General features: G+C 48.2%; 18 protein-coding genes. All 18 read left to right on the plus strand.

All coding sequences use genetic code 11. The annotated features are described in order from the left end of the window. Positions 1 to 7: 7 nt before the first annotated feature. The 18 genes from P9B68_RS00300 to P9B68_RS00385 all read left to right on the plus strand — a co-directional run bounded on the left by P9B68_RS00300 (position 8) and on the right by P9B68_RS00385 (position 14,470). Entirely contained in the window at positions 8 to 586 is a 579-nt protein-coding gene (locus P9B68_RS00300; RefSeq protein ID WP_135659988.1) for a SpoIIIAH-like family protein, read from the plus strand. A gap of 190 nt (positions 587 to 776) precedes the next feature. Continuing rightward, positions 777 to 1,190: a transcription antitermination factor NusB gene (nusB, locus tag P9B68_RS00305; protein WP_135659985.1), complete on the plus strand. Its 414-nt coding sequence runs from the start codon at positions 777 to 779 to the stop codon at positions 1,188 to 1,190. Further along, on the plus strand, positions 1,183 to 2,106 hold the full coding sequence (locus P9B68_RS00310; RefSeq protein ID WP_167875194.1) for a tRNA (adenosine(37)-N6)-threonylcarbamoyltransferase complex transferase subunit TsaD: 924 nt from the start codon (positions 1,183 to 1,185) through the stop codon (positions 2,104 to 2,106). The genes nusB and P9B68_RS00310 overlap by 8 nt, the downstream gene beginning before the upstream one ends. Positions 2,107 to 2,109: 3 nt before the next feature. Beyond that, positions 2,110 to 3,327, plus strand: a complete 1,218-nt coding sequence (gene xseA / locus P9B68_RS00315) for an exodeoxyribonuclease VII large subunit (protein WP_207669569.1) — start codon at positions 2,110 to 2,112, stop codon at positions 3,325 to 3,327. Beyond that, positions 3,324 to 3,539 (plus strand): exodeoxyribonuclease VII small subunit, encoded by a 216-nt coding sequence (xseB, locus tag P9B68_RS00320; protein ID WP_135659983.1) that lies wholly within the window; start codon positions 3,324 to 3,326, stop codon positions 3,537 to 3,539. Before xseA ends, xseB begins: the two co-directional genes overlap by 4 nt. Further along, positions 3,532 to 4,419, plus strand: a complete 888-nt coding sequence (locus P9B68_RS00325) for a polyprenyl synthetase family protein (RefSeq protein WP_135659981.1) — start codon at positions 3,532 to 3,534, stop codon at positions 4,417 to 4,419. The genes xseB and P9B68_RS00325 overlap by 8 nt, the downstream gene beginning before the upstream one ends. A gap of 127 nt (positions 4,420 to 4,546) precedes the next feature. Further along, entirely contained in the window at positions 4,547 to 4,855 is a 309-nt protein-coding gene (gene rplU, locus P9B68_RS00330; RefSeq protein ID WP_135659979.1) for a 50S ribosomal protein L21, read from the plus strand. Between the two features lie 5 nt (positions 4,856 to 4,860). Further along, complete coding sequence (locus tag P9B68_RS00335; protein ID WP_135659977.1) at positions 4,861 to 5,175, plus strand: ribosomal-processing cysteine protease Prp; 315 nt, start codon at positions 4,861 to 4,863, stop codon at positions 5,173 to 5,175. A 3-nt stretch (positions 5,176 to 5,178) separates the two neighbouring features. After that, entirely contained in the window at positions 5,179 to 5,463 is a 285-nt protein-coding gene (gene rpmA, locus P9B68_RS00340) for a 50S ribosomal protein L27 (RefSeq protein ID WP_135659975.1), read from the plus strand. A gap of 114 nt (positions 5,464 to 5,577) precedes the next feature. Then, positions 5,578 to 6,849: a GTPase ObgE gene (gene obgE, locus P9B68_RS00345; RefSeq protein WP_135659973.1), complete on the plus strand. Its 1,272-nt coding sequence runs from the start codon at positions 5,578 to 5,580 to the stop codon at positions 6,847 to 6,849. 52 nt (positions 6,850 to 6,901) lie between these two features. Next, the gene (locus tag P9B68_RS00350; protein WP_277668255.1) at positions 6,902 to 7,294 is read left to right on the plus strand and encodes a Mini-ribonuclease 3; all 393 of its coding nucleotides are present in this window, start codon (positions 6,902 to 6,904) and stop codon (positions 7,292 to 7,294) included. A gap of 16 nt (positions 7,295 to 7,310) precedes the next feature. Beyond that, on the plus strand, positions 7,311 to 8,231 hold the full coding sequence (locus P9B68_RS00355) for a YitT family protein (RefSeq protein ID WP_135659969.1): 921 nt from the start codon (positions 7,311 to 7,313) through the stop codon (positions 8,229 to 8,231). 305 nt (positions 8,232 to 8,536) lie between these two features. After that, the gene (locus tag P9B68_RS00360; RefSeq protein ID WP_243113006.1) at positions 8,537 to 9,868 is read left to right on the plus strand and encodes an RsmB/NOP family class I SAM-dependent RNA methyltransferase; all 1,332 of its coding nucleotides are present in this window, start codon (positions 8,537 to 8,539) and stop codon (positions 9,866 to 9,868) included. Positions 9,869 to 9,961: 93 nt separating this feature from the next. Beyond that, the gene (locus P9B68_RS00365; protein ID WP_277668256.1) at positions 9,962 to 11,032 is read left to right on the plus strand and encodes a branched-chain amino acid aminotransferase; all 1,071 of its coding nucleotides are present in this window, start codon (positions 9,962 to 9,964) and stop codon (positions 11,030 to 11,032) included. Positions 11,033 to 11,138: 106 nt separating this feature from the next. After that, positions 11,139 to 11,969, plus strand: a complete 831-nt coding sequence (locus P9B68_RS00370) for an RluA family pseudouridine synthase (RefSeq protein WP_277668257.1) — start codon at positions 11,139 to 11,141, stop codon at positions 11,967 to 11,969. A 149-nt stretch (positions 11,970 to 12,118) separates the two neighbouring features. Further along, on the plus strand, positions 12,119 to 12,946 hold the full coding sequence (locus tag P9B68_RS00375) for a basic amino acid ABC transporter substrate-binding protein (RefSeq protein WP_277668258.1): 828 nt from the start codon (positions 12,119 to 12,121) through the stop codon (positions 12,944 to 12,946). Between the two features lie 74 nt (positions 12,947 to 13,020). After that, positions 13,021 to 13,749: an amino acid ABC transporter permease gene (locus P9B68_RS00380; RefSeq protein ID WP_135659959.1), complete on the plus strand. Its 729-nt coding sequence runs from the start codon at positions 13,021 to 13,023 to the stop codon at positions 13,747 to 13,749. Beyond that, on the plus strand, positions 13,736 to 14,470 hold the full coding sequence (locus P9B68_RS00385; protein ID WP_135659957.1) for an amino acid ABC transporter ATP-binding protein: 735 nt from the start codon (positions 13,736 to 13,738) through the stop codon (positions 14,468 to 14,470). The genes P9B68_RS00380 and P9B68_RS00385 overlap by 14 nt, the downstream gene beginning before the upstream one ends. The last annotated feature ends 26 nt before the right edge of the window (positions 14,471 to 14,496 follow it).

Genomic DNA, 14,496 nt, shown 5'->3' on the forward strand with positions numbered 1-14,496 from the left:
ACTTTCTATGACTATGGGAAAGCGACAGCTTGTTCTTGCGGCTTTAATTGTGGCACTTGGCGCGGCGGTTTATCTGAATTGGCAGTTTTCCGGCAACAGCCCGTTGATCGCAACCAACACGGTAGCTTCGACGGCGGGGCATGAGCTTGGCGAAGCGCAGCTTGCGGATGCGCCGATGTCCGGAAATTCGAAATCGACGTCGTCCGTCTCTCAGTCCAAAAAGACAAACGCATCTGCGGACACATATTTCAGCGAAGCGCGTTTATCCCGGCAGAAATCAAGGGATCAGGCGGTGGAGCTTCTGGAAAAGGTTTTGGCGGATTCCAAATCGAACGACGCCGCCAAGAAGGAAGCGGTGAATCAGGCTGCCATGATTGCGCAGAACACCCTTCGAGAAAACAATGCGGAAAACCTGATTAAAGCGAAGGGCTTTCAGGACTGCCTCGTGTTCATTCAGAATTCGGAATGCAGCGTTGCGGTAAAAACCAATGAATTAACACAGAATAACGCAATCGTTATTAAAGATATTGTTTCCGGTCAAAGCGGAATAAGCTATGACAAGATTAAAATTGTGGAAGTCAAATAATCCCTTGTTTTCGCCCGTATTACCGTACATAGAATCTTTCCTTCCTTTCTGTTCGGATAAAATATTGATTCTAGTAAAGATTGTGGTATAATGTTAGCGTGGATGTTTGAAAATATAATCAGCGAAAACCCTCCACATACCCGTGGAGGGTTTTTATTTTAAATGAGGTTAAAGGTACGGAGGAAGGTAAATGAAAAGACGTGAAGCGAGGGAACAGGCATTTGTTCTGATCTTTGAAAGAAGCTTCAGCCACGATACGACCGAACAGATTATTGACGCGGCAGGCTTATGCAGCGACATCATTATTGATGATTTTGCCAGGAGAATCGCCGTCGGCGCGGAACAGAATGAGGAAGCGATAGAAGCGCTAATTGAAAAAAATATCCGCGGATGGAAAATGAACCGGCTTTCAAAAGTTTCCCTTGCGCTTTTAAAGATGGCAATTTATGAGATAATGTTTGAAAAAGACATTCCGGTCAATGTGTCCATCAATGAAGCGATAAACATTGCAAAGAAATACGGTGGCGCCGATGATGCCCCCTATATAAACGGCGTGCTGGGTTCCGTCGTAAAAGATCTTGGTGATAAAGTTGCACGTGAATAATACGCTTGGTATCGATACCAGCAATTACACAACCTCTGCGGCGCTGTTTCAAAACGGGGAGATAAGGCAGGAGAAAATGCTGCTGCCCGTAAAACCGGGTGAGCTTGGCCTTCGCCAGAGCGACGCGGTATTTCACCATGTTCAGCAGCTTCCCGTTCTTCTGGAAGCCCTGCTGCCTAGCAGGCAGCCGATTGCTGCCGTGGGTGCTTCAAGCCGGCCGCGCGATCTGGAAGGCTCTTATATGCCATGCTTCACAGTCGGCTTTGGAACGGCGAAAGCAATTTCCCGGGCTCTTGGCGTTCCGATGGTTACGTTTTCCCATCAGGCGGGGCATATCGCCGCCGCTTTGTATTCCGCCGGGAAGTTGTCCCTGTTGCAGGAGAAATTTATTGCTTTCCATGTTTCCGGCGGCACAACCGAAGCGGTACTGGTTACGCCGGATGAGAAGTCTGTGTTTCGTACGGAACTGCTTGCCCAGTCACTCGACTTAAAAGGCGGACAGGCTGTTGACCGGGTGGGCGCCATGCTCGGCCTTTCCTTCCCCGCGGGAAAGGAACTGGAGCGGTTAGCGCAGCAAGCGGATATCCGTTATAAGATAAAGCCGTCGCTGAAAGGGGCGGATTGCTCGCTTTCCGGCATTGAAAATAAATGCAGGGATATGTTACAAATGGGAAAACCGAAAGAAGAAATTGCGTCTTATTGTTTGCAGTCGATTCTGGTCGCGCTCAATGCAATGGCAGAGGAGCTGCTAAAGCGATACGGCGAGCTTCCGCTGTTGTTCGCGGGGGGCGTCATGTCAAACGGAATGATTCGCAGGGTGCTGACCGAGAAATACGGGGCTTATTTTGCGGAGCCGGCTTTTTCTGCGGACAATGCGGCTGGAATTGCAGTTTTAACCTCGCTAAAGGGGGAATAGTACATGTTGGTTTCCCCAACTGTGCTCAGCGTTACACAGTTAAATACGTATATCAAGTCCTTATTTGAAGGCGACGAGCGTTTGAATCATGTGTTTCTAAGCGGTGAGATTTCGAATTTTACCAATCACTATAAATCCGGCCATTTGTATTTATCGCTTAAGGATGACCGATGTGTGATTCGCGCCGTTATGTTTGCGCAAAATGCGCGGCGGCTTCGCTTTATGCCGAAGGATGGAATGAAAGTGATCGTTCGTGGCAGGGTGAGCGTATATGAGCCTTCGGGCCAGTATCAGTTCTATATCGAGGATATGCAGCCGGATGGTCTGGGCGCTTTGAATATGGCGTTTGAACAGCTGAAGGCAAAGCTGGCTGCGGAAGGCCTGTTTTCCGCACAGCGTAAGAAACCACTTCCAAGGTTTCCGAGACGCATCGGCGTTATTACTTCACCGACCGGCGCGGCGGTACACGATATTACCACCATTCTGGCCCGGCGGTACCCGCTTGCCGAAATTGTTTTCTGCCCGGTACTGGTTCAGGGGGAAGGGGCGGCTCCTCAGCTTGTGGATGCCCTGGAGCGTTTTAACCGCCTTTCGTGCGCAGACGTGATCATTTTTGGGCGCGGCGGCGGTTCGCTGGAGGATTTGTGGCCCTTTAATGAAGAATGCGTTGCGCGGGCGGTAGCCGCATCCAAAATACCGGTTATTTCGGCAGTCGGGCATGAAACCGACTTCACAATCTGTGATTTTGTTGCGGACCTGCGCGCTCCTACGCCGTCGGCTGCCGCTGAACTGGCCGTTCCCGACGCGGCCGAACTGAAGACTTTTCTCAGTAGCTGTGCCGCGCGGCTGAAAGAATGCATGGAACATCAAATACCCGATTTAAGGCGTAAGCTTGCTGTGCTGACATCATCCTATACTTTTCAAAGGCCGCAGAACCGGATTGAGATGGAACGGATCCGGGTCGACCAGCTTCATGAGAGATTGCTGGCTAGCATTTACCAAAAAGCGGCGGAGGCAAAGCTGGAACTGCGAACAGCAAGCGGAAAGCTGAATGCCCTCAGCCCGTTGGCAACACTTTCAAGAGGGTATTCGATTACCTACAACCATCAGCAGCATATCGTTTCAAAAATTGCGAGTGTACAAGAAGGCGAACGGATTTCCGTGCTTTTAAAGGACGGAAAGCTGCATTGTCTGGTCGAAAGCGTGGAGGGAAAAACATGAATAAGAAAATGACCTTTGAGGAAGCCCTTACGAAACTGAGTGAGATAGTAAGCCGCATGGAAAGCGGGAATGAACCGCTGGAAACCTCTTTGAAATTATTTGAAGAGGGCTCCGCGCTTGCTGCTTTCTGCTATGATAAATTACAGAACGCGGAGCAGAAAATCAAACAGATAACGGAGTATAAAGAAACCGGCGGTGACGAAGATGCTTAATCAGCAAGTGAATGAGACAGTAGAACTGGTTGACCGGAAACTGGAAGAATACCTTCCGCAGCAAGATATTATGCAGGCGGATTTAATAAACGCCATGCGTTACAGCCTTTTGAGCGGCGGGAAAAGAATCCGGCCGCTGCTGTTGCTGGAATTTTGCAGAATCTGCGGCGGAGATGTACACGCTGCGCTTCCGTTTGCCTGTGCAATCGAAATGGCGCACACCTATTCATTGATCCATGATGACTTGCCTTGTATGGACGATGACGATATGCGCAGGGGTCGCCCTTCAAACCATAAGGTATTCGGCGAAGATACGGCCCTGCTTGCGGGTGATGCGTTGCTTACGTTGGCTTTCGAAACTATGCTTTCGGAAGAATCGGTCCGCCTGGTGGGAGCCGAACGGGCGGTTGCCGCTGCCGGAATCCTTGCCCATGCGGCAGGGGCTTATGGAATGGTCGGCGGACAGGTTGTCGACCTTATGAGCGAAGGACGGGTTATATCCCTGAAAACCCTGCAAGAGATGGACGAGAACAAGACCGGAGCGCTGATTTTAGCGGCGGCGAAAATGGGATGCGTTCTTGCGGGAGCCAATGAAAGCCAGCTAAAAGCGGCCGAAAATTATGCCAAAGCGATCGGGCTAGCTTTTCAGATCGTTGACGATATTTTGGATGTTACCGGTGATTCCGAAACCTTGGGCAAACCGGTCGGAAGCGACGATGAAAACAGTAAGTGTACCTATGTTACCCTCATGGGGCTGGATAATGCGAAAATAAAAGCGCTTGAGCTGACGGATGCCGCCGTCAGAGCCTTGGAAGGCTTTGAAAGCGGTACGGAAGTCCTGTCCCAGTTAGCAAGGGAGCTTGTGTCGCGCGATAAATAGAAATTTCCCATAAATGTTGACAAAATTGACGGCATATGATATCATGTTTAAGCCGCATATTACGGGCTAAAAGTGGGAAACCCGCCTGGTAGTAGCGAGATTATAGAAAAGGTAGGACCTTTTAATCATGTTTGCAGTGATTGAAACAGGTGGCAAGCAATATAAGGTACAGAATGACGATGTCATTTATATCGAAAAGCTTGCTGCGGAAGAAAACTCTACCGTCGACTTTAAAGTGATAGCGCTTGACGGCGACGACGGACTCAAAATCGGCACTCCGTATATCGATGGAGCCAAAGTTATCGGTAAAGTTCTGAAAAACGGTAAAGCGAAAAAAATTACGGTTTTCACTTACAAACCCAAAAAGGGCCAGAAACGCAAGATGGGCCACAGACAACCTTACACGAAAGTGCAGATTACCGCGATTAATGCGTGAATATCATGATTAGTGCAGAGTTTTTCATCCGGCCGGACGGCGAACTCATTGGTTTTTCGATTACCGGTCATAATGGAGTGGCAGGAAGGGATATTGTTTGCGCTTCGGTTTCTTCCGCTGCGTATATGACTGCCAATACCATAACGGAAATTATGAAAGCGGATGCCCAGGTCGCCGTGGAGGATGGGTATATGCTTGTAAGAATTTCGCCACAGGAAGTTAAAAACTGCCGCAATATCCTTGCGGGCTTTAAACTTCATTTGCAGGAACTTGAGGAACAGTATCCTCAGAATATTCGCGTAAGCTATACGGAGGTGTAAAGAATGCTAAAGATAAATATTCAGTTATTTGCTCATAAAAAAGGAATGGGTTCCACCAAGAACGGCCGTGATTCCGAATCCAAGCGCCTTGGCGTAAAGCGTGCCGACGGTCAGTTTGTACTTGCCGGTAACATCCTTGTTAAGCAGCGCGGCACACATATTCATCCGGGCGAGAACGTCGGTATTGGCTCTGACGATTCCCTCTTCGCACTGGTTGATGGCCGTGTAAAATTTGAACGCCTTGGCCGTGACCGCAAAAAGGTCAGCGTTTACGCAGTTGAGCAGTAAAGCCAATTCAAGTAAATGAAAATCCCGGGCTGGTTTGCCCGGGATTTTTTGACTTAATGGCAAAAATTATGATATACTAATTTTATAGTTTGAAAGAATGGCGGTAAGCTCAGGATGTTTATAGACAGTGCGAAAATTACGATTAAAGCCGGGGATGGCGGCGCCGGAAAGGTAGCCTTCCACCGCGAAAAGTTTATTGCGTCCGGCGGACCGGACGGCGGTGACGGCGGCAGAGGCGGCAACATTGTTTTTCAGGTGGACGATAATCTCTCTACTCTTGCCGATTTCCGCTATAAGCGCAAATATGTTGCCCAAAACGGGGAAGACGGCAAAGGCGGCCGGTGTTATGGAAAAAAAGGCGAAGACCTAGTTATAAAAGTCCCAAGAGGAACGCTTTTAAAAGACGCCAAAACGGGCAGATTGGTTGCCGATATGTCCGGCGACGAGCCGCAGGTTATTGCCAGAGGCGGCCGCGGCGGCTGGGGAAATATCCATTTCGCAACGGCGACACGCCAAACGCCACGCTTTGCAAAGCCCGGTATGCCTGGGGAAACGATGGAGCTCGTATTGGAATTGAAGCTTTTGGCGGACGTCGGGTTGGTTGGCTATCCAAATGTGGGGAAATCCACGCTGGTCTCCGTTGTCAGCGAAGCAAAGCCGACGATTGCCAATTACCATTTTACCACGATTACTCCCGTTTTAGGCGTTGTGCGCATGGGGGAAGGCCAATCGTTTGTCATTGCGGATATCCCCGGGCTGATAGAAGGGGCCGGGGAAGGAGCCGGACTGGGCCATCAGTTCCTTCGCCATGTGGAACGGTGTAGGATGCTTGTGCATATTGTTGACGTTTCGGGCAGCGAAGGTCGTGACCCGAAGCAGGATTTTCAGACAATCAACGCGGAATTAAAGAAATTCAACCCGGAGCTTGCAGAAAAACCAATGCTTGTTGCCGGAAACAAATGCGACTTGGCAACGGATGAACAAATAGAAAATTTCAAGAGCTTTGTGGAAAAACAAGGCTATGAATTTTTCCCGATCATGGCGGCAATCCGCTATCAGGTGGATCCTTTGCTCAAGCGAATTTTGGAATTGCTCAGCAAGCTTCCGCCCGTCAAGCGTTTCGATCCGGAGCCTGTGCCTTTGACGCCGGCGGAAACAACCAACCGGCACGAAGTGAAGGTGACAAATCGGGACGGTGTATTTGTTGTTGAAGGCGAATGGCTTGTACAGGTTATTAATTCCGTGAATTTTGACGATTACGAGTCCCTGCAGTATTTCCAGCGCGTTTTAATCAATACCGGTGTAATTGATGCGTTGCGTGAGGCCGGTATTCAAGAAGGGGATACTGTCAATATTTACGATATCGAATTTGACTTTATGGAATAGTCCTGTTTGCGATGTAGAGAACAGGCAGGATTCTTGGGGTTGAGGTGTTTATTTGGAACGATTATATAATGCGGATTGCGACCCGAAGCAGTTAAGCCCTTTGACGCTTGCCTTTATTGGCGACGGGGTTTTTGACCTTCTTGTGCGGGAACGGCTTGTCTGCCAGGGAAATTGCCCGGTCAATGCCCTGCATAAAAGCGCAGTTGCTCAGGTTTGCTGCAAAGCGCAGGCGGAAGCTTCAAAAAAGCTTCTTCCGCTTTTAACGGAGGAAGAAACAGAAGTGTTCCGCCGGGGCCGCAATGCCCATGTTAACCATGTACCTAAAAATTCGTCTATAGCCGATTACCATGCGGCAACCGCTTTTGAGGCGCTTTTTGGTTATATTTATTTAACCGGGAACATGGAAAGGCTTCGTGAGATATTTAATATTATGTGCGGCGAATAGCACGGGAGGGGATGCCATGCTTTCTGATGCTCCAAAAACGAAAATAATTGAAATTTTAAAAGATAATTTGTTTTTTCTTGTCGGCAGTTTGATCTATGCCGTTTCAGTCGATGTTTTTACCGCTCCAAACCATATTGCGCCGGGCGGGATTACCGGTGTCTGCACAATGATAAACTATATATGGCATTGGCCGATTGGCATGACCGGCCTGCTTTTCAATATTCCAATCTTTATTTGGGCAATTATGGAGATCGGATATAAGCTTGTTGGGAAAACGATCATTGCTACTGTGTTTGTATCCGTTGCGATCGACGTAATTGCAAAAGTTTTGCCGCATTATACCGGTGAAAAGATGGTGGCCGCGCTTTTCGGCGGGTTGCTGGAAGGGGTCGGCCTTTCTTTGGTCTTTATGCGCGGAGGCACAACCGGCGGTACGGATATGATCGCCCGGCTGCTTGGCAGAAGACTTCGAAATTTTTCCATGGGAAAGCTGATGCTGGGGATCGATTCGGTAATTATTCTTACTTCGGCGATCGTCTATGGAAGTATTGAAAGCGCATTATATGCGGTAATCGCCATATTCGTTTCCACCAGATTAATCGATTCCATTCTTTATGGTACGGATACGGGAACCGGAAAGCTCTTATTTATCATATCGAAAGAAAACGATGAGATTACGAAGGATATTTTGGAAATGGATCGCGGCGTTACGATTTTAAAGTCGCGCGGTGCTTACAGCGGAAGAGAAGGGGAAGTTTTGCTTTGCGCGGTTCGCCGGTATGAGGTTGTGAAGGTAAAAGATATTGTGCGTTCCCATGATAAGAATGCGTTTATGATTGTTGGAGAAGCCGGTGAGATTTCCGGAGAGGGTTTCCGCCAAGTGAAAGCGGAAGATAAAACTTTAAAAGAATTGATTGCGAATGTAAAAAAGAAATAGGAAACAGGCGGCTTTGTAGGATCTACAAGCCCGCCTGTTTCTATAATACCCTGTTGTAATTCGTTTTAGTTGTCTCTGCAATTGTTGGCAGAATTTTTTGTTGATTGTGTGGCGTTGTTGTTCGTGCGGTTGGAACCATTGCTGTAATTTTCTTTTGTGTTGGAGCTATGGTTCATGTTGGGACTGGAAGCGCGATTACTTTCGCTCGACTTCGAAGATTGTTTATCCAAGGTATTCACCCCCTTTAGTGTTTATTCTTTGTACTTGCGGATAAAATATACCATTTAAAACGGGAGATGTTGGATTTGGTTGAACTTCCACAGAAATTTAAGGAGAAAATGAAAGAACTGCTGGGAGAGGAATACGATGCCTTTTTCTCCTGTTATAAAGAACCACATTATCGTGGGATTCGGTTAAACCCGCTCAAATGCGATTTGAAAACATTAAAGGCCGCTCTTCCGTTTTCGATTCAGCCTGCCCCGTTTTCGCCGATGTCTTACTATGTGCCGGAAGATGCGCCAAAGATCGGGCAGCTGCCGATGCATCATGCCGGTGCTTTTTATTCCCAGGAGCCTTCCGCCGCCAGCGCGGTAACTGCTTTGGATCCGCAACCGGGGGACGTTGTTCTCGATTTATGCGCCGCGCCCGGAGGAAAATCTACACAGATTGCTTCCCTTTTAAATAGGCAGGGTTTGCTATGGTCCAATGAAATTGTAAAAAGCAGGGCAAACATATTGCTTTCCAATATGGAACGTATGGGCGTAAAAAACGCTGTGATTTCTTCCTGCCACCCGGGAATACTTTGTGAAGGTCTGGCCGGATTTTTTGACAAAGTGTTGGTGGACGCGCCATGCTCCGGGGAAGGGATGTTCCGCCGGGACGAGCAGGCGATTCAGGATTGGAGTCCGGAGCATATCGAAGCCTGCGCAGTCCGGCAGCTGGCAATCCTGCTGAGCGCTGCGCAGGCGTTGAAGGAAAACGGCATCCTTGTTTATTCCACCTGTACTTTTTCAAGGGAAGAAAATGAAGGTGTTATCGAAGCGTTCTTAAAGGAGCGGGACGATTTTACATTAATCGACCGGAATTTGCAGTTCGGACGTCCGGCATTGCTGCCGGAAGCACGCCGTATTTTCCCAATGGATAAAGGCGAAGGGCATTTTGTCGCGGTTTTGCAAAGGCTGTCAAAAAATGATGCGTATCCAAAACCGTATTCCCCGCAGAGCCTTGCAACAAGCAGGGAAATGCAGGAGTTCTATTCTCAGATTTATCTTTCCAAACAGGATGGCAGGATTGAACAGGTTGGAAAGCACCTTCTATTGCTGCCGGAGCATTTGCCGGATTTGAAGAACTTGGGGGTAATCCGAGCAGGGCTTCTTCTGGGGGAGCTAAAGACTAAACGTATTGAACCCGCGCACGCGGCGTTTATGGCGGCGAAGCCCAAAGAATTGTGTTCCGTAATCAATTTTCCGCATGATTCGGCGGAAATTTACGCGTTTCTTCGCGGGGAAGAAATTGCGGTTGACGCAAGCTATAAGGGCTACACGGGCGTGGCGGTTGATGGCGTGCTGACCGGGTTTGGCAAATGCTCGAACGGCCGGTTGAAAAACCATTATCCGAAAGGACTACGAAACAATTAAAAGTGATTTCTGTCGCTTTAAGGCACTAAAGCTTGAAATCGAAGGGAAATAATGCTATAATAATCGGTAATTAATTTGAAAGAGGGCATTACAATGCAGGAAATCAGAGTTGAACTGACAGACCATCCGAAACCGAAGCCAACGGCTGCAGATAAACTTGAATTCGGTACGATTTTTACGGATCATATGTTTGTCATGAACTATGACGAGGGAGAGGGCTGGCACGATGCCAGAATTGTCCCGTTTGGACCGATTGAGCTGTCACCGGCGGCAATGTGTTTGCATTATGGTCAGTCTGTTTTTGAAGGAATGAAGGCTTATCGTGCGGTTGATGGAAGGGTTCTTCTATTTCGCCCGGATAAAAACATGGCGCGTCTGAATTCTTCCAACGACCGTCTCTGCATTCCGCTGATTGATGAAAAATTCTGTGAAAAAGCGATTGAAAAGCTGGTTTCGATTGAAAAGGATTGGATTCCGTCCGCGGAAGGAACTTCCCTTTACATTCGTCCTTTTATTATCGGAATTGATCCCCATATCGGCGTACATCCGGCGCGGCATCTGGTGTTTATCATTCTCTGCTGTCCTGTGGGCGCGTATTATCCGGAGGGGTTGAATCCGGTTAAGATCTATGTTGAGAAAAATTATGTCCGCGCGGTAAGGGGTGGTATGGGCTATACAAAGACGGCCGGGAACTATGCGGCTTCCCTGAAAGCGCAGGACGAAGCGGAAAAACAGAATTACACGCAGGTGCTTTGGCTTGACGGTGTGGAACGGAAGTACATTGAAGAAGTCGGTACCATGAATGTATTTTTCGTCATAGGGGATGAAATTGTTACCCCGGAGCTGCAGGGGTCCATTCTTCCCGGCATAACCCGTATGTCTTCGATTGAGCTGTTAAAATCCTGGGGTATGAATGTAGTGGAACGCAAGATTTCCATTGACGAGCTTGCAGAGGCTGCCCGGAACGGCCGGCTGAAGGAAGCTTTCGGAACCGGAACGGCTGCGGTTATTTCCCCGATCGGCCATTTGAAGTGGGGCGATGAGATTATGGATATCAATAACGGCGAAATCGGTCCGATTTCCCAACGTTTGTATGATACGCTCACAGGTATTCAATGGGGCAAAATAAAAGATACATTCGGCTGGACCGTAGAAGTGAAATAATCTAGGATAAGGAAGAAGAGGCGGCGGCTTAAGCTGCCCCTTTCTATTTTTCAATGTTATGCGTGAATTAAGCTTTACCGTACCAGTTGAATACGATGGGATAAGTGTGAAGAATTTCCTGCGCGGATACTGCGGAATATCCGCAAGGCTGATGGTCAGGCTAAAGCGTGAGCCGATGGGCATTACGAAAAATGGCTTGCATGTGATTGTCACTCAGACATTAAGTGCCGGGGATGTGGTAAGAATACGAATGCCGGATGACAGAAAACAGCCTGAACCGGAGGATCGGCTGCTGTCCGTTGTCTATGAGGATGAGGATTTGCTGATTATTGATAAGCCCGCGAATATGCCAATGTATCCTGCGCCGGGGCATGACCGGGACAGCCTTGCCAACGCGGTTGCCGCTTATCATCTCCGTCGAAACGAAAGGCTGGCGTTTCGGCCGGTATATCGGTTGGATAAGGATACAACCGGCCTTGTCGTTCTGGCGAAGAACCCTTATTGCGCGGCTCGACTTGCGGGAAATATTGAGAAAGAATACATGGCAATATGCGAAGGCGAATTTTCCGGGAGCGGTACGATTGATGTACCGATTGCCTTAAAGGAAGGACATACCATCCAGCGCACGGTTACACCCTGCGGGGAATCTGCCGTCACGCATTGGCGCGTCCTTTGCACAGGCAGGGGGTACACCTTTGTTTCCCTTCGCATAGAAACCGGGCGCACGCACCAAATCCGCGTGCATATGTCCCATTTTGGACACCCTCTGGCCGGGGACGATCTGTACGGAGGGCACCTGGAATTCCTTTCAAGGCAGGCACTGCATTGCACAAATATACACTTTGTCCATCCGGTTTCCGGTCAGGACCGGCGCTTTACTTGCGCATTGCCGAACGATATGAAAAAACTGCTGGAATGGAGCGGTATGGTAAAGTAAACAAAAAAGAAAACCAAAAGCGAATCATACCATATGAATTCATAAAAATGCATATTTTCTTTAAAATATGCTTGATCAATGTATAATTATGCGGTATAATACATTCGTACTGAAAAGCAATAAATGAATTTGATATGGGGGATAAAAGTATGAAAAAGTTTTCAAAGCTTGCGGCATTTCTTCTTGCAATGGCGCTAACGGTTTCCATGGCGGGCTGTACACAGTCCGGAACAACGAGCGGAACAGCCAGCACGGGTGCCGCCGCTACAAGTGTGGAAAAAATTAAGGCGGACGGCTTTATAACCATGTCTACAAACGCGGAATTTGAACCGTTCGAATACAAGGATGCCGATAACATTGTTGGGATTGATATTGATATTTCCAACAAAATCGCGGAGAAACTTGGCGTTAAGCTGAAAATAAACGACGTTGCTTTTGATTCGCTGGTAGCGGAGCTCAGCACCGGAAAAACCAATTTTGTTGCGGCCGGCATGACGGCGGACGAAGACAGAAAGAAGAATGTGGATTTTTCCGATACGTATTTTGACGCCTCCCAGTCAATTATCGTTTTAAAGGGCAGCCCGATCAAAACCCGGATAGATTTGAACGGCAAAAAGGTTGGCGTACAGCAGGGGACAACCGGGGATTCCTATTGCACAAACGAAAAGGGAACAAGCGATATTAAGGTTGCTTCCACGGAGCGCTACAACAAAGGCGTAGACGCAATATCCGATTTGCTCAACGGCAAAATTGACGCGGTCGTCATTGATGATTTCCCAGCTAAGAAATTTGTTGAGAAAAATCCAGACAAACTGGTAAAGCTTGACGAGGCCTTAACCGTTGAAAAATACGCGATCGCAGTTCCGAAGGGCGACAAAGAAATGCTGAAAGTGGTAAACGAAGTACTTGCCGATTTAAAATCCAGCGGCGAGCTTGATAAAATAATTGATAAATATAAGGCGGCTCTTGGCGCTTAATCTACAGCATAATAAAACGCAGGGTCAGCGGCACCGCTGCCCTGCTTTTCCAGTTTATAAAACGGGGGTACAATATGAATTCTCTGCTCGCGGCCATTCCGCTTTCGTACTTTTCTGAGTTTCCTCAGAAGTTTTACGATGCTTTTATTGAAAAAAACAGGTACCAGTACATTGTAGACGGACTTGGAAATACATTAAAGATTACTTTTTTTGCAATTATCATCGGTATTGTTTTGGGAACGATCGTAGCCTTGATTAAAACGGCGCATACAGACAATCCGAAGAAACTGCGGATATCGAATGCCATATGCACGTTCTATCTGACGGTTATCCGCGGAACGCCGATTATTGTTCAGTTGATGATCATGTGGTACATTGTATTCCAGTGGTCAACCAATCGTATCGCCGCCGCAATACTGGCATTCGGGATTAACTCCGGCGCATATGTCGCCGAAATCATCCGCGGCGGAATCCAGTCCGTTGACAAAGGACAGGTGGAAGCCGGACGTTCGCTGGGGCTGAATCAGCGCGATACCATGGTAAAAATCGTTTTTCCCCAGGCATTGAAAAATGTATTGCCTGCAATCGGCAATGAGTTTATCGCATTGGTAAAGGAAACTTCGGTAGCCGGTTATATAGCGATTCAGGATTTGACAAAGGGCGGCGACACCATCCGCAGCATTACGTATGACGCCTTTACGCCCCTGTTGGCCGTTGCGGCAATTTATCTCTTAATTGTTGTCGGCTTGACAACCCTGCTTGGAAAACTGGAAAGGAGGCTGCATAGAAGTGATTACCGTTAAAAACTTGAGGAAAACCTTCCACACCCTGAACGGCGATCTGGATGTTTTAAATGGAATTAACCAGAATATTGAAAAGGGAGAGAAAGTGGTTATCGTCGGCCCGTCCGGTTCCGGAAAAAGCACCTTCCTGCGCTGCCTGAATCTTCTTGAGCAGCCGACAAATGGGGAAGTTTGGTTTGAAGGAACACAAATCAATGTTCCGGACTGTAATATCAATCAGTTGCGCCAGAAGATGGGAATGGTGTTCCAGCACTTTAATTTGTTTCCGCATTTAACGGTGCTTCAGAATATCACGCTTGCGCCGGTTACTTTAAAGTTAAAGACACAGCAGGAAGCCGAACAGGGAGCAATGCAGCTTTTGGAGCGCATCGGCCTTGCGGACAAAGCGAAGGCATACCCGGTTCAGCTTTCCGGCGGCCAGAAGCAGCGTATCGCAATTGTGCGCGCGCTTGCGATGAATCCGGACGTAATGCTGTTTGACGAACCGACCAGTGCGCTGGACCCGGAAATGGTTGGCGAAGTGTTGCAGGTTATGAAAGAGCTTGCCGCCGAGGGGATGACCATGGTGGTTGTTACCCATGAAATGGGCTTTGCCCGTGAGGTTGCCACCCGTGTCCTTTTTATGGATAACGGGCAAGTTTTAGAGGAAGCGGAACCGCAGGAGTTCTTTGAGCATCCTAAAAATGCGCGGCTTCAGGACTTTTTGTCCAAAGTCCTTTAAAAACCAATTTGAATATGCTAAAATAA

Source organism: Caproiciproducens galactitolivorans (assembly GCF_029266045.1).
GTDB lineage: Bacteria > Bacillota > Clostridia > Oscillospirales > Acutalibacteraceae > Caproiciproducens > Caproiciproducens galactitolivorans.

Excerpts from the sequence above, each read along its gene's own strand:
- P9B68_RS00300 (WP_135659988.1), top strand. The coding sequence starts at position 8 with ATGACTATGGGAAAGCGACAGCTTGTTCTTGCGGCTTTAATTGTGGCA.
- nusB (WP_135659985.1), top strand. The coding sequence starts at position 777 with ATGAAAAGACGTGAAGCGAGGGAACAGGCATTTGTTCTGATCTTTGAA.
- xseA (WP_207669569.1), top strand. The coding sequence starts at position 2,110 with ATGTTGGTTTCCCCAACTGTGCTCAGCGTTACACAGTTAAATACGTAT.
- xseB (WP_135659983.1), top strand. The coding sequence starts at position 3,324 with ATGAATAAGAAAATGACCTTTGAGGAAGCCCTTACGAAACTGAGTGAG.
- P9B68_RS00325 (WP_135659981.1), top strand. The coding sequence starts at position 3,532 with ATGCTTAATCAGCAAGTGAATGAGACAGTAGAACTGGTTGACCGGAAA.
- rplU (WP_135659979.1), top strand. The coding sequence starts at position 4,547 with ATGTTTGCAGTGATTGAAACAGGTGGCAAGCAATATAAGGTACAGAAT.
- P9B68_RS00335 (WP_135659977.1), top strand. The coding sequence starts at position 4,861 with ATGATTAGTGCAGAGTTTTTCATCCGGCCGGACGGCGAACTCATTGGT.
- rpmA (WP_135659975.1), top strand. The coding sequence starts at position 5,179 with ATGCTAAAGATAAATATTCAGTTATTTGCTCATAAAAAAGGAATGGGT.
- obgE (WP_135659973.1), top strand. The coding sequence starts at position 5,578 with ATGTTTATAGACAGTGCGAAAATTACGATTAAAGCCGGGGATGGCGGC.
- P9B68_RS00355 (WP_135659969.1), top strand. The coding sequence starts at position 7,311 with ATGCTTTCTGATGCTCCAAAAACGAAAATAATTGAAATTTTAAAAGAT.
- P9B68_RS00365 (WP_277668256.1), top strand. The coding sequence starts at position 9,962 with ATGCAGGAAATCAGAGTTGAACTGACAGACCATCCGAAACCGAAGCCA.
- P9B68_RS00375 (WP_277668258.1), top strand. The coding sequence starts at position 12,119 with ATGAAAAAGTTTTCAAAGCTTGCGGCATTTCTTCTTGCAATGGCGCTA.
- P9B68_RS00380 (WP_135659959.1), top strand. The coding sequence starts at position 13,021 with ATGAATTCTCTGCTCGCGGCCATTCCGCTTTCGTACTTTTCTGAGTTT.